Below are 25,987 nucleotides of genomic sequence, written 5' to 3'. Positions count from 1 at the left end.
AAAACGATGTCAGATCGGACAATTGGAATTTTAGGCTTGGGAATTTTTGGGAGCAGTGTTTTGGCTGCCCTAGCCAAGCATGACATGAATATCATTGCTATTGATGACCACGAGGAACGCATTAATCAATTTGAATCAGTGTTGGCGCGTGGAGTAGTTGGAGATATCACGGATGAAGAACTCCTTCTATCAGCGGGGATTGACACCTGTGATACCGTAGTCGTCGCAACAGGTGAAAATCTGGAGTCCAGTGTTCTTGCGGTCATGCACTGCAAGAGTTTAGGAGTGCCGACCGTTATTGCCAAGGTCAAAAGCCATACGGCTAAAAAGGTGTTGGAAAAAATTGGTGCAGACGCAGTCATCTCACCAGAGTTTGAAATGGGGCGCTCATTAGCACAGACCATCCTCTTTCATAACAGCGTAGACGTCTTTCAGCTGGACAAGAATGTATCGATTGTCGAGATGAAAATCCCCCAATCATGGGTAGGTAAAAGCCTCAGTCAGTTGGATTTACGTGGGCGATACAACCTCAATGTACTTGGTTTTCGTTCCTACGAAAATGCTCCTCTGGATGTCCAATTCGGACCCAATGACCTCTTGCAGGCAGATGCCTACATCATGGCAGTCATTAATAACCAACATTTGGACACCCTAGCTGAACTGAGTGAGTAGGAGAGGAAAGGCTACTCTCTTTCCTAATAATTAACGAGTCAATATAAGTATTTTATAAGAGGGATTTAAGAAAAATTTTAACTTTTTCTTAATCCTTTTTAATTTTAGGAGATTATACTAGAGTCATCAAAAAAAGAAAACTCTAAGGAGAATCCTATGAAATTCAATCCAAATCAGAGATATACTCGTTGGTCTATTCGCCGTCTCAGTGTAGGCGTTGCTTCAGTTGTTGTGGCTAGTGGCTTCTTTGTCCTAGTTGGTCAACCAAGTTCTGCGCGTGCTGATGTCGTCAATCCGACTCCTGCCCAAGTCGTGCCAGACGCTGCTTCGGTGAGTGAAAAGAGCGACTTACCAGCAGAGGTTCTCAAAAAAGCAGTCGATGTAGCTCTTCCTTCAGAACAGTCTATTCCAACACCTAAAGCAAGTGTGGATACCACAAGCTCTTCAGAAAAAGCGGACGCAACTGCTAAAGAGCCTGCAGTAGTGCCAAAAGAAGAAGTGCAAGCACAACCTGACTCTAAGAAACAAACAGAAGATGCAGTTAAACCTGTGGAAAGTCCTGCGTCTACAGTTTCTGGACAAGACCGTGAAGTCAGTGAAGCGCAACCAGCGACCACTCCAGCTGAAGTGCAAAAAGGTGTGGCTGACAACACCAAAGACACAGTAGATGTCCCAGCCACTTACTTGGACAAGGCTAACTTCCCTGGTCCCTTCACAGCTGGTGTCAATCAAGTCATTCCATATGAATTCTTCGCTGGAGACGGCATGTTAACTCGCCTGATCTTGAAAGCCTCTGATAAGGCTCCATGGTCAGACAACGGAACAGCTAAAAATCCCGCTCTTCCACCAGTAGAAAAATTGGGCAAAGGCCTTTACTTCTACGAAGTGGATTTAGCAGGTACCCAAGGCAAATCTGACAAAGAGCTGCTTGACCTTTTGAAACAAAATGGTACGCAAAGCTATAAAGCTACTATCAAGGTGTACGGTGCGAAAGACGGCAAGCCTGACTTAACTAATCTGGTAGCAACTAAAGATTTGACTGTTAATTTGAATGGTTTGACCACTCCAGCTGAAGTCCAAAAAGGTGTGGCTGACAACACCAAAGATACAGTAGACGTCCCAGCTAGCTACCTTGACAAGGCCAATTTCCCAGGTCCATTTACAGCTGGTGTCAACCAAGTCATTCCATACGAAGCTTTTGGTGGTGATGGCATGTTAACTCGCCTTATCTTGAAAGCATCCGACAAGGCTCCATGGTCAGACAACGGCTCAGCTAAAAATCCTGCTCTCCCACCAGTAGAGAAATTGGGCAAAGACCTTTACTTCTACGAAGTAGACTTGGCAGGCACCCAAGGAAAATCAGATAAAGAGCTACTTGACCTCTTAAAACAAAACGGCACTCAAAGCTATAAGGCAACCATCAAGGTGTACGGTGCAAAAGACGGCAAACCTGACTTAACTAATCTGGTAGCGACTAAAGATTTGACTGTTAATTTGAATGGTTTGACCACACCAAGTCAGGTTAAAGAGTCTGTTGTTAACAATGTCAAAGACATGATTGATGTTCCAGCTAGCTACCTTGATAAGGCTAAGGTTCCTGGACCTTTCTTGGCCGGTGTCAACCAAGTTATTCCATACGAAGCTTTTGGTGGAGATGGTATGTTGACTCGCCTCTTGTTAAAAACCTCAGACAAAGCTCCATGGTCAGATAATGGTTCAGCTAAAAATCCTGCTCTATTGCCACTTGAAGGCTTGGCTAAAGGCCAATATTTCTACGAAGTGGATTTGAATGGCAACACGACAGGCAAAGAAGGACAAGCCCTTCTAGACCAACTTCGTGCCAATGGCACTCACACTTACCAAGCTACTGTCAAAGTGTATGGTTCTAAAGATGGCAAACCAGATTTGACCAATCTTATCGCAACTCGTCAAGTAACGATTCGACTTCGTGGAAAAGAAATGGCGACAATACCATCTCAACAAGGTCAGATGAATACGAAGCCTTCTGAAACAGGCTCTACAGGTACGACTGAGGGTATGATGGGTACAAATCACCATATGTCAGATATGAAGGTCGATCAACCAGCTTCTAGCCCAATGGCTAATATGATGAAAAAAGATGATAAAGCGATGCTACCAAATACTGGGGAGGCTAAAACGGCTACAGCTGGCCTTGGTATCTTTGGTCTAGCCTTGGCAGGTCTTGTTGGACTTTTGGGTTTGACAACCAAACGAGAAGATTAAGATTCAAATCATTTAAACATTAGAGAAAATAGTGTTATACTAAAGCAAGTATAACACTGTTTTTATCGAAGGAGTGTCAGATGAAAAAGACGATTTTGCTGGTTGATGATGAGATAGATATTCTAGATATTCAAAACCGCTATCTTATACAGGCAGGTTACGATGTTTTGGTCGCCCATGATGGTAAGGAGGGCTTAGAGCTTTTCAGAAAAAAATCTATCGACCTCATTATCACAGATATCATGATGCCCAATATGGACGGTTATGATTTTATCAGTGAAGTTCAGTATATCGCTCCGGATCAACCCTTCCTCTTTACAACTGCTAAGACAAGCGAACAGGATAAGATTTATGGCTTAAGTTTGGGGGCAGATGATTTTATAGTCAAACCCTTTAGCCCACGCGAATTGGTTTTAAGAGTGAATAATATCTTGCGTCGCCTTAGCCGCGGAGGAGAGACCGAACAGATCGAGTTTGGTGACTTGGTAATCAACCATGTGACTCATGAGGTTCGCATTGGGGATCAACCTTTGGAATTGACAGTAAAATCCTTTGAACTTCTATGGGTATTAGCCAGCAATCCTGAGAGAGTCTTTTCAAAGACGGAACTTTACGAGAAGGTATGGCAAGAGGACTATGTGGATGACACCAATACACTCAATGTTCATATCCATGCTTTGAGGCAAGAGTTGACTAAGTATACAAATTCAAATGCTCCTGCTATCAAAACTGTCTGGGGTTTGGGCTATAAGATGGAAAAACCAAGAGGTAGAAAATGAAATTAAAAAACTATATTTTAGTGGGGTATCTAGTGTCGACTCTACTAACGATTTTGGTCGTTTTCTGGGCAGTCCAACGAATGTTGATCGAGAAAAGTGAAGTTTACTTTCTGGTTGGAATGACCTTGATTGCTAGTTTCATTGGCGCTGCAGTGAGCATCTTTCTTTTGTCGCCTGTGTTCTCTTCTCTGAAACATTTGAAAAAACAAGCTCAGGATATAGCAAGCAAGGATTTCAGCACAGAAATTGAAACCAAGGGCCCATTAGAATTTCAAGAGCTGGGCCAGGCTTTTAATGACATGTCCCACAATTTGCAGGCTACCTTTCAATCACTTGATGAGAGCGAGCAAGAAAAGAGAATGATGATTGCGCAGCTCTCTCACGATATTAAAACTCCCATTACCTCCATTCAGGTTACTGTGGAGGGAATTCTAGATGGAGTGATTAAGGAAGAGGAACGGCTCCACTACTTAACCACGATTGGTCGGCAAACTGAGCGTCTAAACAAGCTAGTGGAGGAATTGGATGTTTTGACTCTTAATACACAACCTCAAGAAATTGCTGACGAAGAAGTCGAAGAGGTCTTTTTAGATCAGCTGTTGATTGAGTCAATGAGTGAATTCCAACTCCAGATTGAACAAGAGGAGCGAGATGTTTACATTCAAGTGTCACCTGAGTCCGCGAAAATCAAGAGCCATTCTGACAAACTTTCTCGTATTCTGGTCAATTTGTTAAACAATGCCTTTAAATATTCAGAACCAGGAACCAGAATCGAGGTTCTTGCCCAATTAACAGAAGAAGAGCTGACAATCAGTGTGAAAGACGAGGGTCAGGGGATCCTTCCTGAAGATTTGGAAAAGATCTTTAAACGACTTTATCGTGTGGAAACTTCGCGCAATATGAAGACGGGCGGGCATGGCTTAGGTCTTGCGATTGCACGCGAACTAGCCCATCAGCTTGGTGGCGAAATCACAGCAGAAAGTCAATATGGCTTAGGAAGCAAGTTTACATTCAGCCTTAATTTGAAATAAAGGCGTAAAATCCCTTTACAAATCTAGCTTTTCATGGTACAATAGCCTTTGTGTGAAATAGCAGCAGGAAAGCATGAAGCTCGTCAACAGGTGTCTTATGACAAGTAACCTTGGCTGTTTAGGCGAAGGGCATCTGCACGAATCAGGGCTTTCTAAGTGACTATTTCCACCGAAATATTATTTATATCAGGAGGACATACACATGTCACGTTATACAGGACCATCTTGGAAACAAGCTCGTCGCCTTGGCCTTTCACTTACAGGTACAGGTAAAGAATTGGCACGTCGTAACTACGTACCAGGACAACACGGACCAAACAACCGTTCTAAATTGTCAGAATACGGTTTGCAATTGGCTGAAAAACAAAAACTTCGTTTCACTTACGGTGTAGGTGAAAAACAATTCCGTAACTTGTTCGTACAAGCTACAAAAATCAAAGGCGGAATCCTAGGTTTCAACTTCATGCTTCTTTTGGAACGTCGTTTGGATAACGTTGTTTACCGTCTTGGTCTTGCGACTACTCGTCGTCAAGCTCGTCAATTCGTAAACCACGGTCACATCCTTGTTGACGGAAAACGCGTTGATATCCCATCATACCGTGTAACTCCAGGTCAAGTAATCTCAGTTCGTGAAAAATCATTGAAAGTTCCAGCAATCCTTGAAGCAGTAGAAGCTACTCTTGGACGTCCAGCATTCGTATCATTCGATGCTGAAAAATTGGAAGGTTCATTGACTCGCTTGCCAGAACGCGACGAAATCAACCCAGAAATCAACGAAGCACTTGTCGTTGAATTCTACAACAAGATGCTTTAATTTTAAGAAATATCTTACAGAAAGCCTACAACAGTGGGCTTTTTGCTTTGTCTTAAAAGGTTGATTTCTGGGTTTGCTTAGATATTTGCTAGATTGATTTCATTGCTGCTTCAAAGAATGAGACGGCTTTTTTTGCGTTCTCTTTTGAGAGGTAAAAAGAAGCGTGACCCTCCCACAGCTATAGAGCTTTTAGGCGGGAAAACCACACTTCTTTCTTGAATTAATTTTACATCATTTTGACTTAAAAAACAAATAGAGGCGTCCCACCTCCTACCGCAGAAAGATCTGTTTCAAGGGGAGATGGAAAACCTCTATTCGTTAATTTAATTATAGCCTAAAAAACTTTTAAATACAAGGCTATTGAGATAGTAAGGGGGAAAAAAGAAGTAACCATCATTCCGACCACATAGTAGACAGGGGGGAACAAGATTACTTCCTTTATTTACTTAAGTATACAACATTTTTACAAGAAAGCAAAGTAGCAGGTTAGTCTAATGGGGTGCTTGTTGTACTTTAGCAAGTAAGGTGTGCTATAATGCTTTTAACAGGAACTAAAAGCCATTAGTAAATAACTAATATTGGGTCATATTGTTCCGATGTTAGAGAGAAGGAACTTAATGAAATTATGGGAATATGTTGATAAAAATGTTCGCCTTATTTTAGAAGATGGGACCTCCATCAAGGGTAGGGTGGTTGATTGGTTTGACGGTTATGATTTAGATGGTCCTGACGAAATAGTTATAGGTGATCGCTCATATCCTGAAGATATTATCAAGAAAATCAAAATTATTAGTGCTTAGTTCAACCTAGGCGATTTTATCGACTAACTATAAAAAGTATAAGAACTATCGAAAAAATAGCAGAGAGGAAAATAAATGAGTAAACAGCTTTGGAAGTATCTTCGATCAAGGGTTCAGATAGTCACTAATTGCGATAAGATAATCAAGGGACGTGTCATAGACTTTGTTGACGAAATGGACAATGATGAGCAAGATGAAATCACTATTCTCATTGCTAATCCTAGTCCAGATGAAGCTACTGAAATTTCTCTCTTTGAGAGTGAGATTGTCTCGATTAAAACAATCTCATAGGACTTAGAACAATCTAGGTGCTTTTACCTGCCTTATTTGAAAGAAAACACTATGGAAAAGGATTTAGTTTATATGGCAATATTAGATGATTTACAAGAGTTATATGACAATGGTTGGGATGCCTCTTTTGATTATAATGGTCAAGTATGTGGGATTTTTCCTAATTCTGTTCATGATATTGTAGTGGTGATTGGAGATAAGGAATACCAGGTATCATCATTCATTGATCTGATTTCTCTAAAAATTGACGATAACACTTTAGTAGAAATTATGGATGGAATTGAAGTGCAGTATTATTAAAATAAAAATCATCTTTGATGAATGAACTGCACCCCAAAAATTAGATTTTGTCTGTTAAATTTTTGGAACGTAGCTCAATATGCTACAACGTTCTTATTAGGAGGGGAAGGGTAATGGGTTATAGTCAACAAGTATTAGACATGCTCCAGCAAACAGTCAGTGGTCAGATTGATAATTTTTGGGATTTTTCCTTTACGTTTAACGCTCTTTTTGGAGAAGATGCGGAATTTTCCGAGGCTTGGGATAATGAAAACTCTGAAATGTTTGACGCTCTCAATGACTTTGAGTTGATGATATTTTTAGAGGAACATGATCCAAGCGACAAACAAGGTTTTATCGATTTCTTAACACCTTACTACGAAAAAGCAAAGCAATTAGCCAATATTGAAAGGAATATTTAAATGACACTCTGGAAATTTAACCGTACAGATGTAATTATCACGTTAAAAAATGGCGCGGTAGTTAGAGGATTTGTAGAAGACTATTGTGACGCCTCTGACAATGACGAGGAGATTGACTCCTTGCTGGTAGATGTTGATGGAACTCTTTATGAATATTTTGAAGATGAAATCGTCAGCATCATAGAAAGCTAGTAGTGGGAATAGAATCTAAGGAAAAAATCTTGTTTGTTGAGATTGTTTTAGTTGGGATGGTCCTATATGAAAAAGGATGAAATTAAAAAATATTTAGACAAAGATCTTGAATTTAATTATAATAGCCGAGGTGCTTGCTTTTTATCGAGTATATGTGTAGTTGGTTATGATTATGAAGGTCAGCAGTTTGATACAATTGATGAAGCTATGGAAGCTAAAGTATTTGACGGGAAAAGCTTAGTAGATATATGGGATGAAGTTTTTCCACAAGTTTTTTAAAATGAAAAGCACCTTTGATGAACTGCACCCCAAAAGTTAGATTTTTTCTGTCTAACTTTTGGGGTGCAGTTCAAATGTATGAGATATTTTTAGTTTTGATTTAATTTCGATATTTTTCCGGAAAATACTTATTTTTCGGAAAGTCAAGATTTTGTTATTATTTATGATATACTGGTACCGTAATTATATCCTTACAGAGGTTAAGTAAGGGTTTCAGTACACGTCAATAGATGTCAAAATATTGATTTTAAGCGATTTTTGATTTTTGGAAACTCATTATATCGCACTACAAATCAATAAAAACTCTACCTTTTACTCTACCTTTTTTAGATAAATATATCATCTGGATATTGAAGTTAAGCCCTGCTATCATTTCGATGGCAGGGCTTTTTAATGTTTGGGACACTACCTTCTTATCTATATTTTGATGGAGCTGAAGTTGACATCTACAAAGTTTAATGTTAAAATACATTCAAAAATATATTTGAATGAGGTGCTTTATGGTTCAAAATGTTGTTACTTCAATAATCCTGTATTCTGGGACAGCCGTAGACTTACTTATTATCCTAATGTTATTTTTTGCCAAAAGAAAAAGCAGAAAAGACATCATTAACATCTATTTAGGACAATTTCTAGGCTCTGTTAGTCTAATATTGCTAAGTTTACTTTTTGCATTTGTCTTAAATTATATTCCTAGTAAAGAGATTTTAGGTTTGCTCGGTTTGATTCCAATTTTCCTAGGACTCAAAGTTTTGCTTTTAGGAGATTCTGATGGAGAAGCTATTGCAAAAGATGGTTTGCGCAAAGATAATAAAAACCTGATTTTTCTAGTCGCTATGATTACTTTTGCAAGTTGTGGTGCTGACAATATTGGTGTTTTTGTCCCATATTTTATTACCTTAAATTTAGCGAATTTGATAGTGGCTTTACTTACCTTTCTAGTCATGATTTATCTCTTGGTTTTTTCTGCCCAAAAATTGGCACAAGTCCCTTCTGTTGGAGAAACTTTGGAAAAATATAGCAGATGGTTTATTGCCGTTGTTTATTTAGGACTGGGGATGTATATCCTGATTGAAAACAACAGCTTTAACATGCTAAGGACTGTGTTCGGCTAGGAGAAAAAATTATGAAAAAAGATAGTATCTGCCAAGTGAATATTATAAATCAGCAAAATGTTACAACCGCAACGAACTACCTTGAAAAGGAAAAAGTCCAAAAATCACTTCGTATTTTATCAAAGTTTACCGATAATAAACAGATAAATATCATCTTTTATCTCCTTGCTGTTGAAGAACTCTGTGTCTGTGATATAGCCTGTTTACTAAATCTCAGTATGGCATCTGCCTCCCACCATCTTCGTAAACTAGCCAATCAAAACATCTTGGATACTAGAAGAGAGGGGAAAATTATATATTATTTTATAAAAGATGAGGAAATCAAAGACTTTTTTAATCAACTAGGATAACAACTATTTTTACTACTTTATCATGATTATATATAGGACTTATCTATGAAATTTTTTGATAAAAATTACTCACATGAAAGACTACTCGTAGCAAATCTTTAAGAAAAAAGTATAATTTAAAGCAAAGCGACCTAGGTAATGCAGGTCAAGTTAGCCAAGTTTAAAAGGGAGAAATCTGAAAGAAAATGTATCTTTGATAGTAGTCATTTATTGTGAAATATGATATATTTATTGATTAGATGGATGAATATTTCTAAAGTTAAATAAAATATGACAGATACATGCTTTTTAGTGTATCTTGTTTGTACTCAAAATATGAAGTGACTATCCAATATTTAAGATTAATAAATATTATACGATGAGATAGAATACTACAAAATGAAAGGCAACGTAATCTGATGAAGAAAGATAGATTAATTGCATTGACAGATGCTGTTCTAGCAATTATTATGACCATTTTGATTTTAGAGTTAGAAAAACCAACGACACCAAGTCTTCAAGCTTTTTGGGATTTACGGCAAAATTTCTTTGCTTATTTTCTTTCCTTTTTCTGGTTGGGATCGTTATGGATGGCACTAAACACATTATGGGAAAAGGTTGAGAAAATTTCCTCAGAAATTATTTGGTGGAATTTGTTTCTACTCTTGGAGCGGCAGGAGTTCTCTTTGGAGAATTTCATGCCATCCAAGATACCAGTCTGAATGATGTGGTGGACCGGATCTATATAAATGTCAAGGATTTACCGTTTCAGTCCTTGGGAGCTTTAGCTAATATCCTGTCTGATGTTAAGAAGGGACTGATTCAAGACAGTCATATCTGGTCTTTCTTCCAGTCATTTTTCAAACAATATCAGTTGATAATCAGCTTAAATCAGATCTATCAGTTTGTCTATCTTTCTCTGATGGAGATCATGTCCTATCTTCACTTTGATTATTGGAAAAAACGGCTCGGTCAGGAGCTAGTATGAATAAGGAGAACAAATGAGACGTTTAAAAATGTTATGGCATATTATACAGGTTACGGGTTTTACTCGGTTTGCTCTGAGTTTTGTGACCTTTGTTTTTGGGTCAGGAGGCGTGCTTTTCCTAGTTGAACCTGCTATCACAAATTACGGAGACGGTCTTTGGTATGCTTTTGTGACTTCGACGACTGTCGGCTACGGGGATCTCCTAGCTGTGACCTTGATTGGAAGGATTACCAGTGTCTTCTTGACGATTTATGGGCTCATATTTTTTGGCTGTTTATCAGCTGTTATTATTAATTATTATACCGATTTAAATAAGGAAAGAGGAGAGGACAAATGACTGCCAATTATTCAACACGGGAATACCGTGAGAAATTATACGATGACCTTCATGTTCGATTGAGAGATACAGCGATTTTGATGTGTGCAATTTTTATTGCCTCTATCGGTCTAAATATGAATTCAACAGCTGTTATTATTGGAGCCATGTTAATTTCACCTCTCATGACACCGATTGTTGGACTGGGATTCGGTTTAGCTATTTTTGATACGCGTTTAATCAAGCAATCTCTAGAGGTTTTATTGACTCAAGTGTTGGTCAGTTTGCTTGTCTCGACTCTGTATTTCTGGATTTCTCCCTTGTCTTATGCAAGTAGCGAGTTGATCGCACGAACCTCTCCAACCATTTGGGATGTTCTCATTGCTATTGCTGGTGGGATTGCTGGTGTGATCGGTTCAAGGAAAAAAGAAGCAAACAATATCGTGCCAGGAGTAGCCATTGCTACAGCTTTGATGCCGCCTATCTGTACTGCTGGCTATGGTTTAGCTAATGGGAATGTACGATTTTTATTGGGGGCTCTCTATCTTTTCTTGATCAACTGTGTCTTTATCATGCTAGCCAACATTGTTGGAACAAGAATTTTGATGAGAAAATCTCCTTTAACTTCATTTAAAGAGCTGAGCATTAAAATGAGAATTGGCTTGATTTCTTTGATTGTATTGTTGATTCTTCCAGCTAGCTATTCGGCAGTTACTCTGACAATAGAACAAGCGCGCAAAGAAGGGATCAAACAGTTTGTAGGAAAAGAGTTCGCCAATTATACGGTTATTAATCAAGTCTACAAGTCAAGTAACAATGAATTGGTCTTGACGGTTGTTGGAGATCCGATTTCAGAAGAAGAATTAGAAACACTCCACCAAAAACAAGCCTCTTACGGTATTCAATCTGTTCAATTGAAAGTGAATCAAGTTCAGAACTCGCCAACATTAGATAGTGAAGCGACCAAGGAATTTTATGAAAACATTGACAAGTATATTGATCAAAAACTCTCTGAAAAAGATTCACAAAACGATCTCGTAAAAGAAAATGAAGCAGACAAGGATTGAGGACAATGAACTGAATCGGTTTTTACGCCGTGTTTTTCTTGTATCTTCCTCTTTCTTACTTATAGCAGGTTGTTTTTGCTTGAATAAGAAATAAATTAGAAGTTCTATCATCTAAGAAAAATGATGAAAAAAATCATTTAACTAATGGTGTGAACGTTTAGTGTTTATCAGCTCCATTCTCTGTAATTTTGGGGGTAAAATCCACACCATTTAGATAAAATTAGTTGAATTTGATTGGAAAAACGCTTTTATAAAAGCGGAGAAAAGTCTTGATATTACGCTGTTTTTAGTCCAACTGAAATTCATACTTTCCAAACCAGGTCTTAAGAAAAAAGGTAGAGAAAAAGGTAGAGTTTGGATTGAAATACAGTGCAATATATCGCATTTGGCAAAAAGAAAAAACGCTTTAAATCAGCGTTTTTCTTATGTATTGATTCGTATTGAACCCCTACTTAACTTCTGTAAACACTACGTGCTTGCGAAGTTTTGGTGAGTATTTCTTCAATTGAAGACGGTCTGGAGTGTTACGTTTGTTTTTAGAAGTAAGGTACAAGCGTTCACCAGATTCTTTGTGTTCAAGTGTGATATTTACGCGCATGGTATCTCCCTTCTATTATTCAGCTGATGCAGCTTTAGCGATTTTACGTCCTTTGTAGTATCCTTTAAGTGATACGCGGTGAGAACGTGAGTAATCTCCAGTAGTTTCGTCAAAGTTTACAGATGGAGCTGTTACTTTGTAGTGTGTACGACGTTTGTTTTTCTTCGCTTTTGAGGTGCGACGTGCAGGTACTGCCATTTTCTTTTCTCCTTTAGGTATTTAAATTCGATTCAATCTAGTGATTTTCATCAACCATACTAGGATAACACATTTTTTTTGTAAAGTAAAGTTACTTGACAAAAAAAGATAAAAAAATTAGAAGCTAGTAATCGAAATTTTCTGAAAATTCAAGAATTTTATTCTGTTCTTCATGCGGAAATTGTGCTATAATGGTAAAAACTGAAATGGGAGGGAACAAATGACAGAATTAGATACACGTCACCGCAGTAGCGTTTATGACAGTATGGTGAAATCACCAAACCGTGCCATGCTTCGTGCCACTGGAATGACAGATAAGGACTTTGAAACACCGATTGTGGGAGTGATTTCAACTTGGGCGGAAAATACACCATGTAACATTCACTTGCATGATTTTGGGAAATTGGCTAAAGAAGGTGTCAAATCTGCGGGCGCTTGGCCTGTTCAGTTTGGAACCATTACCGTAGCAGACGGGATCGCCATGGGAACGCCTGGTATGCGTTTCTCTCTAACATCTCGTGACATCATCGCGGACTCTATTGAGGCTGCGATGGGTGGTCACAACGTGGATGCCTTTGTCGCTATCGGTGGCTGTGACAAGAACATGCCTGGTTCTATGATTGCCATTGCCAATATGGATATTCCAGCTATTTTCGCCTATGGTGGTACTATTGCACCGGGAAATCTTGATGGCAAAGACATTGACTTGGTTTCTGTCTTTGAGGGTATCGGAAAATGGAACCATGGTGACATGACAGCTGAGGACGTGAAACGTCTCGAATGTAATGCCTGCCCTGGCCCTGGTGGCTGTGGTGGTATGTATACAGCTAATACCATGGCAACTGCTATCGAAGTTCTCGGTATGAGTTTGCCAGGATCTTCATCTCATCCAGCTGAATCAGCTGACAAGAAAGAAGATATCGAAGCAGCAGGACGTGCTGTTGTCAAGATGCTGGAGCTTGGTCTCAAACCATCAGATATCTTGACTCGTGAAGCTTTTGAAGATGCCATCACTGTAACTATGGCTCTCGGTGGTTCTACAAATGCCACTCTTCACTTGCTTGCCATTGCCCATGCGGCTAATGTTGACTTGTCACTTGAGGACTTCAATACGATCCAAGAGCGCGTGCCTCACTTGGCTGACTTGAAACCATCTGGTCAGTATGTCTTTCAAGACCTCTACGAAGTCGGTGGTGTCCCTGCGGTTATGAAATACCTCTTGGCAAATGGTTTCCTTCATGGCGACCGCATCACATGTACTGGTAAGACAGTCGCTGAAAACTTGGCTGACTTTGCAGACCTTACACCAGGCCAAAAAGTCATTATGCCACTTGAAAATCCAAAACGTGCAGACGGTCCGCTTATCATCTTGAATGGGAACCTTGCCCCTGATGGTGCGGTTGCTAAAGTATCAGGTGTGAAAGTGCGTCGCCACGTTGGACCAGCTAAGGTCTTTGACTCAGAAGAAGATGCTATCCAGGCTGTTCTGACAGATGAAATCGTTGATGGCGATGTAGTTGTTGTCCGTTTCGTTGGGCCTAAGGGTGGTCCTGGTATGCCTGAGATGCTATCCCTTTCATCCATGATCGTTGGTAAAGGTCAAGGAGACAAGGTTGCCCTCTTGACGGATGGACGCTTCTCTGGTGGTACTTATGGTCTGGTTGTCGGACATATCGCTCCTGAAGCTCAGGATGGTGGACCGATTGCTTACCTCCGTACAGGTGATATCGTTACGGTTGACCAAGATACCAAAGAAATTTCCATGGCCGTATCAGAAGAAGAACTTGAAAAACGCAAGGCAGAAACAACATTGCCACCTCTTTACAGCCGTGGTGTTCTCGGTAAATATGCCCATATCGTATCATCTGCTTCACGCGGAGCCGTGACAGACTTCTGGAATATGGACAAGTCAGGTAAAAAGTAAACTCATACTCTTCGAAAATCTCTTCAAACCACATCAACATCGCCTTGCCGTACTCAAGTACAGCCTGCGGCTAGTTTCCTAGTTTGCTCTTTGATTTTCATTGAGTATCAAAAAGCAAGCCATCTTCGGCTTGCTTCTTTTTATCTTCAAAAGTGATTTGCCTGCTTAACGAGGTGGCAGTCCAAGGGCAATACGGCCGTAGCGACTGATTCGTGTGATCTTCCAGGCAGGCGACCAGGTAACTTCAACCTTGACATCTTCGATACCCTCGATTTGTTTCAGACCGGCCACGATTTCGATAGGCAGGCTTTCGGCGCAATCGCAGGCAGTGTCGGTAAAGGTCATGACAATCTTACAGAGACCTGTTTCATCCAGATTAATTTCATAAATCAAGCCCAGATTGTACACATCCAATTCCACATCTGTATCAAAAACCTTCTCTAGTTTTTCGATAATTTGGTCTTGTAAGGCCAAAGCGCGGTCATTGATTTTGATATCGTCTCTCATAACAGTCCCTCCACGTGATAAATATCCTCTATTTTCTCATAATTCTGACAATTTGGCAAGTTTTTGATGAATTTTCTGAAAAGACTCTCTTGAGATTTTCTCCTCTCACTGTTTTAATCCCTCTATTTATGGTAAAATAAGACTATTAAGTTTAAAGAGGATTCCCTATGAAATTACAAAAACCAAAAGGAACGCAGGATATTTTACCTGCTGAGTCTGCCAAGTGGCAGTATGTTGAGGGCTTTGCCCGTGAAATTTTCAAGCGCTATAACTATGCGGAAGTGCGCACGCCTATTTTTGAGCATTACGAGGTCATCAGCCGCTCTGTCGGAGATACAACGGATATCGTTATCAAGGAAATGTACGATTTTTATGACAAGGGTGACCGCCATATTACCCTCCGTCCAGAAGGAACTGCGCCCGTTGTCCGCTCTTATGTGGAAAATAAACTCTTCGCACCAGAAGTGCAAAAGCCAAGTAAGTTCTATTACATGGGCCCTATGTTCCGTTATGAGCGTCCACAGGCAGGGCGTTTACGCCAATTCCACCAGATTGGTGTTGAGTGTTTTGGCTCTAGCAATCCAGCTACCGATGTGGAAACCATCGCTATGGCAGCTCATTTCTTGAAAGAAATCGGCATCCAAGGTGTCAAATTGCATCTTAACACTCTTGGAAATCCTGAGAGTCGTGCGGCTTACCGTCAAGCCTTGATTGATTATTTGACACCGATCAAGGAGACCTTGTCTAAGGATAGCCAACGTCGTTTGGAGGAAAATCCTCTCCGTGTCTTGGACTCTAAGGAAAAAGAAGACAAGGTGGCAGTAGAAAATGCACCGTCTATCTTGGATTTCCTTGATGAGGAAAGCCAAGCTCATTTTGATGCCGTCCGTCAGATGTTGGAAAATCTGGGTGTAGACTATATCATCGATACCAATATGGTGCGCGGTCTGGACTATTACAACCACACGATTTTCGAGTTCATTACTGAGATTGAGGGCAATGACTTGACGGTCTGTGCGGGTGGTCGCTACGATGGTTTGGTTGCCTACTTTGGTGGTCCTGAAACTGCTGGATTTGGATTTGGCCTTGGTGTAGAGCGCCTGCTTCTCATTCTTGAAAAGCAAGGTGTGGCCCTCCCTATCGAAAACGCTCTAGATGTTTATATCGCAGTCTTGGGTGAAGGAGCAAATGTTAAGGCCTTGGAATTGGTACAAGCCCTTCGCCAACAAGGATTCAAAGCAGAGCGTGACTACCTCAACCGGAAGCTTAAAGCTCAGTTCAAGTCAGCCGATGTCTTTGCGGCTAAGACTCTCATCACGCTAGGGGAGAGCGAAGTCGAAAGCGGACAAGTGACGGTTAAGAACAACCAAACACGAGAAGAAGTTCAAGTGTCACTTGATGCTATCAATCAAAATTTCTCAGAAATCTTTGAAAAATTAGGCTTTTAATAGTAGAAAAACCGGTCAGGAATATATCCTGACTCTCTTTTTCCTAGGATCAACATTGCTTTTGCTTGCTTAAAAATATCTTTATAAAACCATTACTACCGTTTCTATTTTTGCAAGAGGAATTCTCTTATTAGCCCTTTTAGTTGCGACTGTATTCCACATTTTTATCAAGATGATGTGAATAACAATGCTAAGTCTTCATTTCAAATAGGAGTCTTTTATGAAATTACTTAAAAATCTTGGCTGGTTTCTTCTAGCTATTCTATCCTTTTACTTTGGCTATGGTCTGGTTCAGAGTATGGCTTTATCGGCGCTTGACCTAGGGGCTTCAATCTTTGGAGTCTTGCCACTTTATGTCGCCCTGTCAGGGGCCTATGTTTATGGAGTTTACATATGGTATCAGACAGAAAAGGTTAGCATCCAGACAACAGCTTTTAATCGTTATATCTGGTTGCCTACTCTGGTTTTGCTAGTGGCGATTACAGCCCAGTTCTTTTTGCCAGAAGATCCGTCAGTCAATCAACAAATCGTATCACAACTGACAGTTGCTCAGCCTGTCTTTGGTTTCTTTATGGTAGTGGTCTTTGCTCCTCTGACGGAAGAACTCATCTTTAGAGGGATGCTGGCGCGCTATCTCTTTCCTAAGCAGAACAACGGAAAACAGACAGCTCTGTTTCTCCTCGTATCGAGTGTGCTTTTTGCCTTGATTCATTTTCCAGGAACTTTGCAACAGTTTTTAGTTTATGCTAGTCTGGGATTGAGTTTGGGACTGGCTTATGTGAGCCGAAAAGGTCTTCTTTATAGCATTTCTCTCCACGCTTTGAATAATTTAATCGGCTTTTTGATGATACTCATGCTATAATAGAGTCAGGAGGTCACATGAAACGAATAATTTTATTAGCAGTGATACAGGCGGTCGTTCTCTTCTTTATCATCGGGGCACTTGCCTATGCCTTTAAAGGCGACTTCTTTTACAACTATCTAGCAGTTGTCTTTGCGCCTATTGCAGGAGTCTTGCGTTTTGCTTCGGCTTATGCGACGGAGATTGTTCTACCTAAAAAGGCAGCTGAGATTGCTGAAAAGCGTAAAAAGGTTAAGAATTATAATCAGAGAATCCGATGACGTTTTCATCGGATTTTTTGTCTGTTCGTTTTGATTCTAAAGACAATCAAACTTTTCTGCTGATTTTCATGAAGAGCCTGCGCTTTTATGGTAAAATAGTAACAGAATAAAAGAGGAGAGAAAACATGAAACGTAGTATGTATGCTGGTCGTGTTCGTGAGGAACACATCGGACAAGAAATGACCTTGAAAGGATGGGTTGGTCGTCGTCGTGACCTAGGTGGTTTGATCTTTATCGACCTTCGTGACCGTGAAGGAATCATGCAGTTGGTTATCAACCCTGAAAAAGTCTCTGCAGAGGTCATGGCAACAGCTGAAAGCCTTCGTAGTGAGTTTGTCATCGAGGTGACTGGACAAGTCGCTGCGCGTGAGCAAGCTAATGATAAATTGCCGACTGGTGCAGTTGAGTTGAACGTGACAGCTTTGGCAGTGCTTAATACAGCCAAAACAACACCTTTTGAGATTAAAGATGGGATTGAGGCCAATGACGATACACGTTTGCGTTACCGTTACCTTGACCTTCGTCGTCCAGAAATGCTAGAAAACCTTAAGCTTCGTGCTAAGGTGACTCACTCTATCCGTAACTACTTGGATGAGTTGGAGTTTATCGATGTGGAGACGCCATTCCTTTCGAAGTCAACACCAGAAGGAGCGCGTGACTATTTGGTGCCATCTCGTGTCAATAAAGGGCATTTCTACGCTCTTCCTCAGAGCCCACAAATCACTAAACAGCTTTTGATGAATGCTGGGTTTGACCGTTACTACCAAATCGTTAAATGTTTCCGTGACGAGGATTTGCGTGGTGACCGTCAGCCTGAGTTTACTCAGGTCGACTTGGAAACGTCTTTCCTTACGGAGCAAGAGATCCAAGATATCACAGAAGGCTTGATTGCGCGCGTGATGAAAGAAACCAAAGGCATCGAAGTAACGCTTCCATTTCCTCGTATGAAGTATGATGACGCGATGGCTCTTTACGGTTCTGACAAACCTGATACTCGTTTTGATATGTTGCTTCAGGACTTGACAGAAGTGGTTAGAGGTGTTGATTTCAAAGTCTTTTCAGAAGCACCTGCCGTTAAAGCCATTGTAGTCAAAGGAGCTGCAGACAACTACTCACGTAAAGACATTGACAAGATGACTGAAGTAGCCAAACAATATGGTGCCAAAGGTCTTGCTTGGGTCAAAGTGGTTGATGGAGAATTAAATGGACCAGTTGCCAAGTTCTTAACTGGTATCCAAGCAGAATTGACTGCAGCACTTGGTCTTGAAGATAAGGACTTGGTTCTCTTTGTGGCGGATACGCTTGAGGTAGCCAATGCAACACTAGGCGCCCTTCGTGGACGTATTGCCAAAGAGCTGGGCTTGATTGATAATGATAAGTTCAACTTCCTTTGGGTAGTTGACTGGCCAATGTTTGAATGGTCTGAAGAAGAAGGTCGCTACATGAGCGCCCACCATCCGTTCACTCTTCCACAGGAAGAAACAGCTCACGAATTAGAAGGTGATTTGGCTAAGGTTCGTGCCATTGCTTACGATATCGTTTTGAACGGTTATGAACTTGGTGGTGGTAGCCTTCGTATCAACCAAAAAGACCTTCAAGAACGCATGTTTAAGGCTCTTGGTTTCTCATCTGAAGAAGCCAATGACCAGTTTGGCTTCCTTCTTGAAGCCATGGACTATGGTTTCCCACCACACGGTGGTTTGGCGATCGGTCTTGACCGTTTTGTGATGCTCTTAGCAGGAGAAGAGAATATCCGTGAAGTCATTGCCTTTCCTAAGAACAATAAGGCAACCGACCCAATGACACAAGCTCCATCAACAGTCGCTCTCAAACAACTAGAGGAACTCAGCTTACAAGTAGAAGAAGATGAAACAAGCAAAACGAATTAAGCGGTGGCGCTATTATCTGCGCCGCTTTGCTTATCAGATAAAAATCTTACGAGTTTTACAAAGTATCTCTCGGGAAAAATATGATGAGAAAGTATCGGCTTCTCTGGTTTATGGCTTTTTGTCAGCAGTAGCAGTCAATTTCTTTTTTCAACCAGGACACGTTTACTCCAGTGGCGCGACGGGTCTGGCACAGATTATCTCTGCCTTGAGTAATCACTGGTTTGGTTTTTATATTCCGATATCGCTAACCTTTTATGCTATCAATTTTCCGTTGATGATTTTAGCTTGGTATCAGATTGGGCATAAGTTTACAATCTTTACCTTCATCACAGTATCCATGAGTTCCCTCTTTATCCAGATTGTACCAGTTATGACCTTGACAGAGGATCCCATCATCAATGCCCTTTTTGGGGGTGTTGTCATGGGCTTGGGGATTGGTTTTGCGCTCCGTAACAATATTTCTAGCGGAGGTACAGATATCGTTAGTCTGACCATTCGAAAGAAAACAGGGAGAAATGTCGGTAGTATTTCTTTCTTAGTGAATGGGACGATTATGCTGATAGCAGGTTTGACCTTTGGTTGGAAATACGCCCTCTACTCTATGATTACCATCTTTGTCTCCAGTCGTGTGACAGATGCGGTCTTTACCAAGCAAAAACGTATGCAGGCCATGATTGTGACCAATAATCCTGACAAGGTAATCGCAAAAATCCATAAAAAATTGCACCGTGGAGCAACCATGATCCACGATGCAGAAGGAACCTATAATCATGAGAGAAAAGCAGTCTTGATTACGGTTATCACACGAGCAGAGTTTAATGATTTTAAACACATCATGAAACAGGTCGATCCGACAGCCTTTGTCTCTGTATCCGAAAATGTCCACATCCTCGGACGATTCGTAGAAACAGACAATTAATAATACTCAAAAGACCAGCCTTGGGGCTGGTCTTTATTTTTCGATAATTTTGTGTCCAATCAACTGGCGGTAACAAATCTGTTTATTGTTTTTAGCATCGTTGATGATCTGGAGAATGGTTTCAAAGGAAACGCGCCCGAGTTCTAAGCTATTGATATCCACATAGGCTGCCAAGTTCAGTTTAGGGTTGACCGAGTCAAAGCTGAGGACAGGGACATCCAGTTGGTGTTTTGCGATGTAATCACAGACCCCTGCAGCAAGAAGGCTATCAATAGTAATAATAGCATCAATATTTGGATCATGCTCGAAGAGAAGTTTACTAAAGCGATAACCATTATCTTCAAGAAATTCGGTCGCAAAGTAGGTCAGATTTGGATCAATAGGAAGTTGGTATTGTTTAAGAGCTAACTCATAACCCATTAGACGATCTTGTGTTACGAAAAGTTTTTTGGTTCCTCCGATGAAGGCAATTCGCTTGCATCCTTTTTTGATGAAATATTCTGTTGCATCAAAACCTGCCTGGACATTGTCATTATCGACGAGCGGAATGAAGGGAGATAGAGATTTACCTAAGATAAGGAAAGGAAATTGCTCATCTGCTACTAGCTTAACCAAAGGATCTTCTTCTTGGGCATAGAGGAAAATCAAACCATCTACACGCTTACCATAGACCATCTGGGAAATAGCTTTGAGCCGCTCTTTTGCATCTTTCCCCGTTGCAATCTGAATAGCATAGTGGTTCTCAGATGCCACTTGGGCGATCCCTCGTAGAACAGATGGGAAGAAAGGATTTTGGTAAAAGGCATCCGAGTCGTCAGGGAGCACTAGGCCGATAACTTGAGTATAGCTACTTACCAAGCTACGAGCATTGAGATTGGGGTGGTAGTTGAGCTCCTTCATCGCCTTGCGAACTCGTTTTTTGGTTTCATCACTAATCGTTGATTTATTTTGAATGACGCGGGTAACAGTGGAAGGTGAGACACCTGCTGCCTTAGCCACATCTTTAATCGTCACGGGCATAAAAATCTCCTATTTATGGTAATCTGGATCACGGAAATGTGTCTTGTAAAAAATAGTGACCAGATAAAGAACAAAAAGAATGTTTTGTACAGTGATAAGGGTTGACATATTTTGGCCAAAAAGTCCCAAAATAAGCGTAATCAGAGTGGGTAATCCTAAACAGTTCAAGATAAAATGGTAGCACTCTTTAAAAGTCCTAAATGAAAAGAGGCGTGATTTTTTGGTGATATAAAGGAGAAGACTAGCTCCAAGAGAGACAATGAAGAAATTCAATCCAAAGAGGAAGCTTGCACCAAGAACGAGAAAGAGACTGATATAGACCCGATTTTGTTGGTACCAATCTTTAGAAATGGCTTGGGTTAAATCTTCCTTGCTCTGGAAACTCTCCGTTTGAATCGCGTGGTAGCGAATGCGAGTTAGTTCCTTACTTTCCTTACTGATGACGAGTTCTTCGGTATCAAAATGAAGTTGCAAGTCCTTTGGCAATTCCTTGCTTTGGCTCGGGCCAATCAAAAGAGAAGGCTGCTGATTCTTCGTACCTGAGTAGTTCAGCTTTCCATCTACGATTTGTGCATTCTCTGACAAGTCCATGATGGCTTCATCTGTCAGTGGAGTATAGACATTATCGATAAAGGTATCCAGTGGATACGTTTCCTGTGAGCTGTTTTGAATGGCAATCGGAACCATAGACAAACTGATGAGGAAAATGCTCGTAAAGAGAAGCTGAAACCAGTTGAGACCGAAACGTTTTGATAGGGGCTTACGAAATCCCCAAATACTTGAAAAATATGAAAATGGATATGGAAGCATTTGTATCTTTCTAAAAGGTGTTTTCTATATGAGTATTATTATATAGAGAAATGTGCTTTATTTCAAGTCTAGTAGATAAATTGCTTACTGAAAAGCTGATTTTGCTACTATTTGCAGTCTTGTGTCTAATCTTTCAACTTTAGAAACAAGATCAAAATGAAAAAGGGTGGCGGGGATAAATTATCCCTTGTCGCCACCACTTGTAAGTCCTGAAACAAAGTTCTTTTGTAGGAAGAAGAAGAGAATACAGATTGGAAGGGCGATGAGGATAGCACCTGCTGAGAAGTAGGCAATCTTCAAGTTTTTCACATTGCTGACAAAGGTCTGTAGACCAACGGCAACTGTAAAGTATTCTTTCTCACGAAGCAAGAAACTAGAGAGGATATAGTCTCCGAAAGGTCCCATGAAGGCCCAGAGCGCTTGTACTGCAACCATTGGACGAACGAGTGGGAGAACAATTTGCCAGAAGCGACGGAAGTGTCCTGCACCATCTAGTTTTGCTGATTCATCAAGAGACATTGGTACTGTGTCGAAGTAACCTTTCATCAACCAAGCGTTCATTGGGATACCACCACCGACATATAGGAAGATGAGGAACCAGCTATGGTTAAGGGCGTTCAACATAAGGGCCATAACGAAGAAGGCTGTCAAAGCGGCCATAGTTGGCACCATTTGGATGATCAAGAAGAAGACCAAACTTTGTTTACGAGCCAAGAAGTTGTAACGGCTGTAGGCGTAACCAGCAAGTACGATGATACTTGTTTGAACAGCCATTGTAATCAAAGCGATAATCAAAGTGTTGAGGTACCAAGTGCCGTACAAGGTTTCAGTGAAGAGCCCTTGGAAGTTGGCAAAGCTAAAGTCGACGTTAGCATCTAGTTTAAAAGCTACGACGTTACCAGTCTTGAAGGCTGACATAATAGTAATCAAAAGTGGATAGATAATCACGATTGAAAGACCAATCAAGTAGAGGTAAGTGAGGGTTTGAGTCAGTCTACGTTTGAGTTTGATTGAGTTATTCATCTTAGACGTCCTCCATATCAAATGCGTGTAGTTTCTTGAATGCGATCATAGAGATAGAGATGACAATGATAGAGATGATCAAGGTAACAGCTGCCGCCATAGAGTATTGAGGAGATGTACCTGTTGTCAAACGATAAATCCATGAGATCAAGATATCAGTTGAACCGGCTCCACCACCAACGCTACCAGGACCTCCGCCGTTGAAGAGGTACATGATAGAGAAGTTGTTAAAGTTGAAGGTGTATTGGCTGATCAATGTTGGTGCTGCAACAGCCAAAATCATAGGGAAAGTGATGTTGCGGAATTTTTGCCAAGCATTGGCACCATCGATATAAGCCGCTTCGTAGAGGTCGTTAGGAATTGACTGCAAGATACCCAAAGTCAAAACGTAGATGTATGGGAATCCTAGCCAACCTTGCATCATAATCAAGGCAATCTTGGTCCAAGTTGGGTCTGTTTTCCAAGGGATAAGAGCACCGTCAAGGAAAGGAAGAACCTTAGCCAAGATAGGCAATACTTGAGTGTTGATCGCTCCGACACTATCGTTAAACATGTTTGAGAATGTCAAGATAGTGATGAAGGCTGGAACAGCCCAAGGAAGAAGGAAAATAACACCAAAGATACGTTTTCCTTTGATAAATGGTTGGTTAGCAATGATAGCGGTGAAGATACCAATCACAATCTGCAAAGTAGAAGCAGACAAGGCCCAGATGATGGTCCAAGAAAGAACCGCACCGAAGGCTGAACGGAAGGTACTTAAGCTCCAGATGTTTGTAAAGTTAGTCAAACCAACCCAGTCCAACAATTTGTTTGGTGGCAAGTGTTGGAAGTCATAGTTGGTAAAGGCAATCATCAAGGTTACGATAACTGGGAAGATAATCGCAAATGTCATAGCGACGTAAGATGGGATGATCAAGAGGTAAGGGAAACCATTCTCATAAATACCTTTGATCATATCTTTAAAAGTACGTGGGACAGGAATTCCATTGTTAATACGTTTTGCGATTGTATGTGCATCTTTAATATTTGAGAAATAAAAGAGCACATAAACGACTACAAAGATTAAATGGAAGGCACCACGAATCAGCATAAAGAGGGAATTATCACGACCTGGCTTGTCACCAAGAGTGATCAAATTGTGCAATTCCGGCGCAGCAAGTGCTAGGAAATAAAGAACAAATACGATAGTTACACCAAGGAAGATAAAACCTTTGGCCTTTTGTTTATTGTAAATCTGTCCTAACCCAGGAATCACTGAAAGCAAGGCTGCTTTGCTAGGTTGTTGGTTTTCCATGAATACTCCTTTCATAGGATACGAGATTGAAGTTTGTCTCCAATCACTAGATAGGCAACTGCAATCATTCGTAAATTTATAAAATCAAAGGGGGATTTGTATTCTCCCCCCTTGTAACGAATTCAATTATTCACCAAATTTTTGTTTGATTGTTTCTTTGATCAATGTTACAGCATCGTTAGCAGCTGTCTTAGCATCTTTTTTACCACTTACAGCGTCAAAGAGCATTGTTTTAGCTGGATCCCAAACTGCAGACATTTGAGAAATGTTTGGCATTGGTTGAGCGTTCTTGAACTGTTTGATAACAGCTGTTGTCAACTCATCGTTTTTACCTTCAGCGTATGAACGAGCTTCAGTGTTAGCTGGGATTTCGTTAGTTGCATCGTAGAATGCTTTTTGTTGTTCAGTTGAAACAAGGAAGTCTACAAATTTTTGTGCAGCTTCAAGGTTCTTAGTGCTTGATGGGATGATCCAAGCTTTACCACCACCGAATGGTGTGTATTCTTTACCATTTGGAAGAGTTGGAATAGTAGCAACACCGTAGTTTACTTTAGCATCTTTGAATGCTTGAGCTTTCCAAGGACCGTCGATGATAGCAGCTGTTTTACCTTCTTGGAATTGAGTTTGGATCAAGTTTGCAGCACCTTCAGTATCTTGCATACCTTTAGGCCATTTTTCGTACCAAGATTTAGCGTAGTTGACACCAGTGATAGAACCGTCGTTTGCAAGACCGATGTCTTTAGCGTCTTTACCGTTTTGTCCGAATACGTAACCACCGTTACCAGCAAGGAGTCCGTATGCGTAGTAGAAGTTTGTCCAGTCAGCTAGGAATGCAGTAGTTTTGCCATCTTCACCAGCGAAAGCGTATTTGCTGTCTTTAGCAAGTTCTTCTAATTCAGCAAAAGTTTTTGGAGCTTCTTTAAGCAAGTCTTTGTTGTAGTACATAACAAGTGACTCAATAACGGCAGGAGCACCGTAAACTTTACCGTCAGCAGCTGTTACAAGAGATTTAGTTTTATCATCTGTTTTTGCACCATCGCTCAAAGTAACTTCTGAAAGTTGTCCGTCAGTACCAAGGCTACCTACGCGGTCGTATGGTGCCATCATAACGTCAGCAGCTTGACCTGATTGGTTGTCAAGTGAAAGTTTGTCAAGTCCACCAAGTTGGTCACCTGATTTGATGTTAACTTTTGTACCTGATTCTTTTTCATAAGCTGCAGCAACTTTTTCAGCGTAGGCTTTGTATTGGTCTTCAACGTAGAAAGTGATTTCTTTTGCTTCAGATGAACCAGAATCAGCAGCCTTATCAGCAGTTTTGCTTCCGCAAGCTACCAAAAGTAAGCTAGCAAGAGTAGCAGTTCCAAGCACAGCAGCGCTCTTCATGAATTTAGATGACATAGTGTATTCCTCCTAAAGAATAACAAAAATAATTTAATGAGAAAACGCAAACGTTTTCTTTTACGAACTTAGTATAGCACAAACAGAAAACGGTTGCAAGCGTTTTTAGGAAATTTTTTAAAAAAATTTTAAGGTTTCAAACATTTGTTAAAGCCCATATATAGGAAAGAACTTAAAATGTTTGTTTTTTTTGAATTGAAAATATATTAGGAAAACGAT

31 protein-coding genes and 1 pseudogene are annotated in these 25,987 nt (G+C 40.5%); 23 read left to right on the top strand and 9 right to left on the bottom strand.

Annotated elements, in window-relative coordinates:
• Positions 1-6: 6 nt before the first annotated feature.
• The 11 genes from O3655_RS08255 to O3655_RS08205 all read left to right on the top strand — a co-directional run bounded on the left by O3655_RS08255 (position 7) and on the right by O3655_RS08205 (position 7,803).
• The gene (locus O3655_RS08255; RefSeq protein ID WP_001283887.1) at positions 7-672 is read left to right on the top strand and encodes a TrkA family potassium uptake protein; all 666 of its coding nucleotides are present in this window, start codon (positions 7-9) and stop codon (positions 670-672) included.
• Positions 673-828: 156 nt separating this feature from the next.
• Positions 829-2,916 (top strand): SSURE domain-containing protein, encoded by a 2,088-nt coding sequence (locus O3655_RS08250; protein WP_308697338.1) that lies wholly within the window; start codon positions 829-831, stop codon positions 2,914-2,916.
• 80 nt (positions 2,917-2,996) lie between these two features.
• On the top strand, positions 2,997-3,695 hold the full coding sequence (locus O3655_RS08245) for a response regulator transcription factor (protein WP_007519337.1): 699 nt from the start codon (positions 2,997-2,999) through the stop codon (positions 3,693-3,695).
• Entirely contained in the window at positions 3,692-4,726 is a 1,035-nt protein-coding gene (locus tag O3655_RS08240) for a HAMP domain-containing sensor histidine kinase (protein ID WP_308697339.1), read from the top strand. Before O3655_RS08245 ends, O3655_RS08240 begins: the two co-directional genes overlap by 4 nt.
• A 202-nt stretch (positions 4,727-4,928) precedes the next feature.
• Complete coding sequence (gene rpsD, locus O3655_RS08235) at positions 4,929-5,540, top strand: 30S ribosomal protein S4 (RefSeq protein WP_000092756.1); 612 nt, start codon at positions 4,929-4,931, stop codon at positions 5,538-5,540.
• Positions 5,541-6,157: 617 nt separating this feature from the next.
• On the top strand, positions 6,158-6,340 hold the full coding sequence (locus O3655_RS08230; RefSeq protein ID WP_000780387.1) for a hypothetical protein: 183 nt from the start codon (positions 6,158-6,160) through the stop codon (positions 6,338-6,340).
• Positions 6,341-6,415: 75 nt separating this feature from the next.
• A complete protein-coding gene (locus O3655_RS08225; RefSeq protein WP_000043341.1) occupies positions 6,416-6,631 on the top strand; it encodes a hypothetical protein in 216 nt (71 codons plus the stop codon).
• Between the two features lie 72 nt (positions 6,632-6,703).
• Complete coding sequence (locus tag O3655_RS08220; RefSeq protein ID WP_009013763.1) at positions 6,704-6,931, top strand: hypothetical protein; 228 nt, start codon at positions 6,704-6,706, stop codon at positions 6,929-6,931.
• 113 nt (positions 6,932-7,044) lie between these two features.
• Positions 7,045-7,332 carry a hypothetical protein gene (locus O3655_RS08215; RefSeq protein WP_000542381.1) on the top strand — a complete coding sequence of 96 codons (288 nt, stop codon included), beginning with the start codon at positions 7,045-7,047 and terminating at the stop codon, positions 7,330-7,332.
• Positions 7,333-7,524, top strand: a complete 192-nt coding sequence (locus tag O3655_RS08210; protein WP_000177340.1) for a hypothetical protein — start codon at positions 7,333-7,335, stop codon at positions 7,522-7,524.
• A gap of 66 nt (positions 7,525-7,590) precedes the next feature.
• A complete protein-coding gene (locus tag O3655_RS08205; protein ID WP_000710706.1) occupies positions 7,591-7,803 on the top strand; it encodes a hypothetical protein in 213 nt (70 codons plus the stop codon).
• Positions 7,804-8,089: 286 nt separating this feature from the next.
• Here the strand turns inward: O3655_RS08205 and O3655_RS08200 are convergent, their stop codons facing one another.
• On the bottom strand, positions 8,090-8,275 hold the full coding sequence (locus O3655_RS08200) for a hypothetical protein (protein WP_009013804.1): 186 nt from the start codon (positions 8,273-8,275) through the stop codon (positions 8,090-8,092).
• A 28-nt stretch (positions 8,276-8,303) separates the two neighbouring features.
• On the opposite strand from O3655_RS08200, the gene O3655_RS08195 reads away from it, so the two are divergent.
• From O3655_RS08195 to O3655_RS08170, 6 genes and pseudogenes are all read left to right on the top strand, one after another.
• Positions 8,304-8,918, top strand: coding sequence for a CadD family cadmium resistance transporter (locus O3655_RS08195; protein WP_000250556.1), 615 nt, complete (start codon positions 8,304-8,306; stop codon positions 8,916-8,918).
• An 11-nt stretch (positions 8,919-8,929) separates the two neighbouring features.
• Complete coding sequence (gene cadX, locus O3655_RS08190; protein WP_000711083.1) at positions 8,930-9,268, top strand: Cd(II)/Zn(II)-sensing metalloregulatory transcriptional regulator CadX; 339 nt, start codon at positions 8,930-8,932, stop codon at positions 9,266-9,268.
• Between the two features lie 398 nt (positions 9,269-9,666).
• Positions 9,667-9,912, top strand: a pseudogene (locus tag O3655_RS08185) (TMEM175 family protein); the annotation flags it as partial.
• Entirely contained in the window at positions 9,894-10,235 is a 342-nt protein-coding gene (locus O3655_RS08180; protein ID WP_000397556.1) for a hypothetical protein, read from the top strand. The pseudogene O3655_RS08185 and the gene O3655_RS08180, both read left to right, overlap by 19 nt.
• Before the next feature lie 13 nt (positions 10,236-10,248).
• Positions 10,249-10,572 carry a potassium channel family protein gene (locus O3655_RS08175; protein ID WP_001253404.1) on the top strand — a complete coding sequence of 108 codons (324 nt, stop codon included), beginning with the start codon at positions 10,249-10,251 and terminating at the stop codon, positions 10,570-10,572.
• A complete protein-coding gene (locus O3655_RS08170) occupies positions 10,569-11,618 on the top strand; it encodes a DUF389 domain-containing protein (protein ID WP_000126416.1) in 1,050 nt (349 codons plus the stop codon). Before O3655_RS08175 ends, O3655_RS08170 begins: the two co-directional genes overlap by 4 nt.
• Before the next feature lie 448 nt (positions 11,619-12,066).
• Here the strand turns inward: O3655_RS08170 and rpmG are convergent, their stop codons facing one another.
• Positions 12,067-12,216, bottom strand: coding sequence for a 50S ribosomal protein L33 (gene rpmG / locus O3655_RS08165; RefSeq protein ID WP_001265622.1), 150 nt, complete (start codon positions 12,214-12,216; stop codon positions 12,067-12,069).
• Positions 12,217-12,231: 15 nt separating this feature from the next.
• Positions 12,232-12,414 carry a 50S ribosomal protein L32 gene (gene rpmF / locus O3655_RS08160; protein WP_000290417.1) on the bottom strand — a complete coding sequence of 61 codons (183 nt, stop codon included), beginning with the start codon at positions 12,412-12,414 and terminating at the stop codon, positions 12,232-12,234.
• Positions 12,415-12,634: 220 nt separating this feature from the next.
• On the opposite strand from rpmF, the gene ilvD reads away from it, so the two are divergent.
• Positions 12,635-14,338, top strand: a complete 1,704-nt coding sequence (ilvD, locus tag O3655_RS08155; RefSeq protein ID WP_000137380.1) for a dihydroxy-acid dehydratase — start codon at positions 12,635-12,637, stop codon at positions 14,336-14,338.
• A 165-nt stretch (positions 14,339-14,503) separates the two neighbouring features.
• Here the strand turns inward: ilvD and O3655_RS08150 are convergent, their stop codons facing one another.
• Positions 14,504-14,845, bottom strand: a complete 342-nt coding sequence (locus O3655_RS08150; RefSeq protein WP_001204052.1) for a metal-sulfur cluster assembly factor — start codon at positions 14,843-14,845, stop codon at positions 14,504-14,506.
• Positions 14,846-15,012: 167 nt separating this feature from the next.
• On the opposite strand from O3655_RS08150, the gene hisS reads away from it, so the two are divergent.
• The 5 genes from hisS (at position 15,013) to O3655_RS08125 (ending at position 20,223) form a co-directional block, all read left to right on the top strand.
• Positions 15,013-16,293: a histidine--tRNA ligase gene (hisS, locus tag O3655_RS08145; protein ID WP_049479710.1), complete on the top strand. Its 1,281-nt coding sequence runs from the start codon at positions 15,013-15,015 to the stop codon at positions 16,291-16,293.
• 220 nt (positions 16,294-16,513) lie between these two features.
• Entirely contained in the window at positions 16,514-17,155 is a 642-nt protein-coding gene (locus O3655_RS08140) for a CPBP family intramembrane glutamic endopeptidase (RefSeq protein WP_000771207.1), read from the top strand.
• Between the two features lie 17 nt (positions 17,156-17,172).
• The gene (locus tag O3655_RS08135; RefSeq protein WP_049490087.1) at positions 17,173-17,415 is read left to right on the top strand and encodes a hypothetical protein; all 243 of its coding nucleotides are present in this window, start codon (positions 17,173-17,175) and stop codon (positions 17,413-17,415) included.
• A 125-nt stretch (positions 17,416-17,540) separates the two neighbouring features.
• Positions 17,541-19,304, top strand: a complete 1,764-nt coding sequence (aspS, locus tag O3655_RS08130; protein ID WP_308697340.1) for an aspartate--tRNA ligase — start codon at positions 17,541-17,543, stop codon at positions 19,302-19,304.
• Positions 19,282-20,223 (top strand): YitT family protein, encoded by a 942-nt coding sequence (locus O3655_RS08125; RefSeq protein WP_000806295.1) that lies wholly within the window; start codon positions 19,282-19,284, stop codon positions 20,221-20,223. Before aspS ends, O3655_RS08125 begins: the two co-directional genes overlap by 23 nt.
• 33 nt (positions 20,224-20,256) lie before the next feature.
• On the opposite strand, the gene O3655_RS08120 is transcribed toward O3655_RS08125, so the two are convergent.
• From O3655_RS08120 to O3655_RS08100, 5 genes are all read right to left on the bottom strand, one after another.
• A complete protein-coding gene (locus O3655_RS08120) occupies positions 20,257-21,243 on the bottom strand; it encodes a LacI family DNA-binding transcriptional regulator (protein ID WP_001145418.1) in 987 nt (328 codons plus the stop codon).
• Between the two features lie 9 nt (positions 21,244-21,252).
• Positions 21,253-22,053 carry a DUF1189 domain-containing protein gene (locus O3655_RS08115; RefSeq protein WP_095726395.1) on the bottom strand — a complete coding sequence of 267 codons (801 nt, stop codon included), beginning with the start codon at positions 22,051-22,053 and terminating at the stop codon, positions 21,253-21,255.
• 180 nt (positions 22,054-22,233) lie between these two features.
• Positions 22,234-23,076, bottom strand: coding sequence for a sugar ABC transporter permease (locus O3655_RS08110; RefSeq protein WP_001065654.1), 843 nt, complete (start codon positions 23,074-23,076; stop codon positions 22,234-22,236).
• A 1-nt stretch (position 23,077) separates the two neighbouring features.
• Positions 23,078-24,370: a carbohydrate ABC transporter permease gene (locus O3655_RS08105; RefSeq protein WP_000431414.1), complete on the bottom strand. Its 1,293-nt coding sequence runs from the start codon at positions 24,368-24,370 to the stop codon at positions 23,078-23,080.
• Between the two features lie 126 nt (positions 24,371-24,496).
• Complete coding sequence (locus tag O3655_RS08100) at positions 24,497-25,768, bottom strand: extracellular solute-binding protein (RefSeq protein ID WP_000095458.1); 1,272 nt, start codon at positions 25,766-25,768, stop codon at positions 24,497-24,499.
• Between the last annotated feature and the right edge of the window lie 219 nt (positions 25,769-25,987).

This window comes from Streptococcus sp. 27098_8_70 (genome assembly GCF_041432215.1).
Lineage (GTDB): Bacteria > Bacillota > Bacilli > Lactobacillales > Streptococcaceae > Streptococcus > Streptococcus oralis_CP.
The sequence above is the reverse complement of the archived record's forward strand: the minus strand, read 5'-3'. Positions and strand labels throughout refer to the sequence as shown.

Excerpts from the sequence above, each read along its gene's own strand:
- O3655_RS08255 (WP_001283887.1), top strand. The coding sequence starts at position 7 with ATGTCAGATCGGACAATTGGAATTTTAGGCTTGGGAATTTTTGGGAGC.
- O3655_RS08250 (WP_308697338.1), top strand. The coding sequence starts at position 829 with ATGAAATTCAATCCAAATCAGAGATATACTCGTTGGTCTATTCGCCGT.
- O3655_RS08245 (WP_007519337.1), top strand. The coding sequence starts at position 2,997 with ATGAAAAAGACGATTTTGCTGGTTGATGATGAGATAGATATTCTAGAT.
- O3655_RS08240 (WP_308697339.1), top strand. The coding sequence starts at position 3,692 with ATGAAATTAAAAAACTATATTTTAGTGGGGTATCTAGTGTCGACTCTA.
- rpsD (WP_000092756.1), top strand. The coding sequence starts at position 4,929 with ATGTCACGTTATACAGGACCATCTTGGAAACAAGCTCGTCGCCTTGGC.
- O3655_RS08230 (WP_000780387.1), top strand. The coding sequence starts at position 6,158 with ATGAAATTATGGGAATATGTTGATAAAAATGTTCGCCTTATTTTAGAA.
- O3655_RS08225 (WP_000043341.1), top strand. The coding sequence starts at position 6,416 with ATGAGTAAACAGCTTTGGAAGTATCTTCGATCAAGGGTTCAGATAGTC.
- O3655_RS08220 (WP_009013763.1), top strand. The coding sequence starts at position 6,704 with ATGGCAATATTAGATGATTTACAAGAGTTATATGACAATGGTTGGGAT.
- O3655_RS08215 (WP_000542381.1), top strand. The coding sequence starts at position 7,045 with ATGGGTTATAGTCAACAAGTATTAGACATGCTCCAGCAAACAGTCAGT.
- O3655_RS08210 (WP_000177340.1), top strand. The coding sequence starts at position 7,333 with ATGACACTCTGGAAATTTAACCGTACAGATGTAATTATCACGTTAAAA.
- O3655_RS08205 (WP_000710706.1), top strand. The coding sequence starts at position 7,591 with ATGAAAAAGGATGAAATTAAAAAATATTTAGACAAAGATCTTGAATTT.
- O3655_RS08200 (WP_009013804.1), bottom strand. The coding sequence starts at position 8,275 with ATGTATTTTAACATTAAACTTTGTAGATGTCAACTTCAGCTCCATCAA.
- O3655_RS08195 (WP_000250556.1), top strand. The coding sequence starts at position 8,304 with ATGGTTCAAAATGTTGTTACTTCAATAATCCTGTATTCTGGGACAGCC.
- cadX (WP_000711083.1), top strand. The coding sequence starts at position 8,930 with ATGAAAAAAGATAGTATCTGCCAAGTGAATATTATAAATCAGCAAAAT.
- O3655_RS08175 (WP_001253404.1), top strand. The coding sequence starts at position 10,249 with ATGAGACGTTTAAAAATGTTATGGCATATTATACAGGTTACGGGTTTT.
- O3655_RS08170 (WP_000126416.1), top strand. The coding sequence starts at position 10,569 with ATGACTGCCAATTATTCAACACGGGAATACCGTGAGAAATTATACGAT.
- rpmG (WP_001265622.1), bottom strand. The coding sequence starts at position 12,216 with ATGCGCGTAAATATCACACTTGAACACAAAGAATCTGGTGAACGCTTG.
- rpmF (WP_000290417.1), bottom strand. The coding sequence starts at position 12,414 with ATGGCAGTACCTGCACGTCGCACCTCAAAAGCGAAGAAAAACAAACGT.
- ilvD (WP_000137380.1), top strand. The coding sequence starts at position 12,635 with ATGACAGAATTAGATACACGTCACCGCAGTAGCGTTTATGACAGTATG.
- O3655_RS08150 (WP_001204052.1), bottom strand. The coding sequence starts at position 14,845 with ATGAGAGACGATATCAAAATCAATGACCGCGCTTTGGCCTTACAAGAC.
- hisS (WP_049479710.1), top strand. The coding sequence starts at position 15,013 with ATGAAATTACAAAAACCAAAAGGAACGCAGGATATTTTACCTGCTGAG.
- O3655_RS08140 (WP_000771207.1), top strand. The coding sequence starts at position 16,514 with ATGAAATTACTTAAAAATCTTGGCTGGTTTCTTCTAGCTATTCTATCC.
- O3655_RS08135 (WP_049490087.1), top strand. The coding sequence starts at position 17,173 with ATGAAACGAATAATTTTATTAGCAGTGATACAGGCGGTCGTTCTCTTC.
- aspS (WP_308697340.1), top strand. The coding sequence starts at position 17,541 with ATGAAACGTAGTATGTATGCTGGTCGTGTTCGTGAGGAACACATCGGA.
- O3655_RS08125 (WP_000806295.1), top strand. The coding sequence starts at position 19,282 with ATGAAACAAGCAAAACGAATTAAGCGGTGGCGCTATTATCTGCGCCGC.
- O3655_RS08120 (WP_001145418.1), bottom strand. The coding sequence starts at position 21,243 with ATGCCCGTGACGATTAAAGATGTGGCTAAGGCAGCAGGTGTCTCACCT.
- O3655_RS08115 (WP_095726395.1), bottom strand. The coding sequence starts at position 22,053 with ATGCTTCCATATCCATTTTCATATTTTTCAAGTATTTGGGGATTTCGT.
- O3655_RS08110 (WP_001065654.1), bottom strand. The coding sequence starts at position 23,076 with ATGAATAACTCAATCAAACTCAAACGTAGACTGACTCAAACCCTCACT.
- O3655_RS08105 (WP_000431414.1), bottom strand. The coding sequence starts at position 24,370 with ATGGAAAACCAACAACCTAGCAAAGCAGCCTTGCTTTCAGTGATTCCT.
- O3655_RS08100 (WP_000095458.1), bottom strand. The coding sequence starts at position 25,768 with ATGTCATCTAAATTCATGAAGAGCGCTGCTGTGCTTGGAACTGCTACT.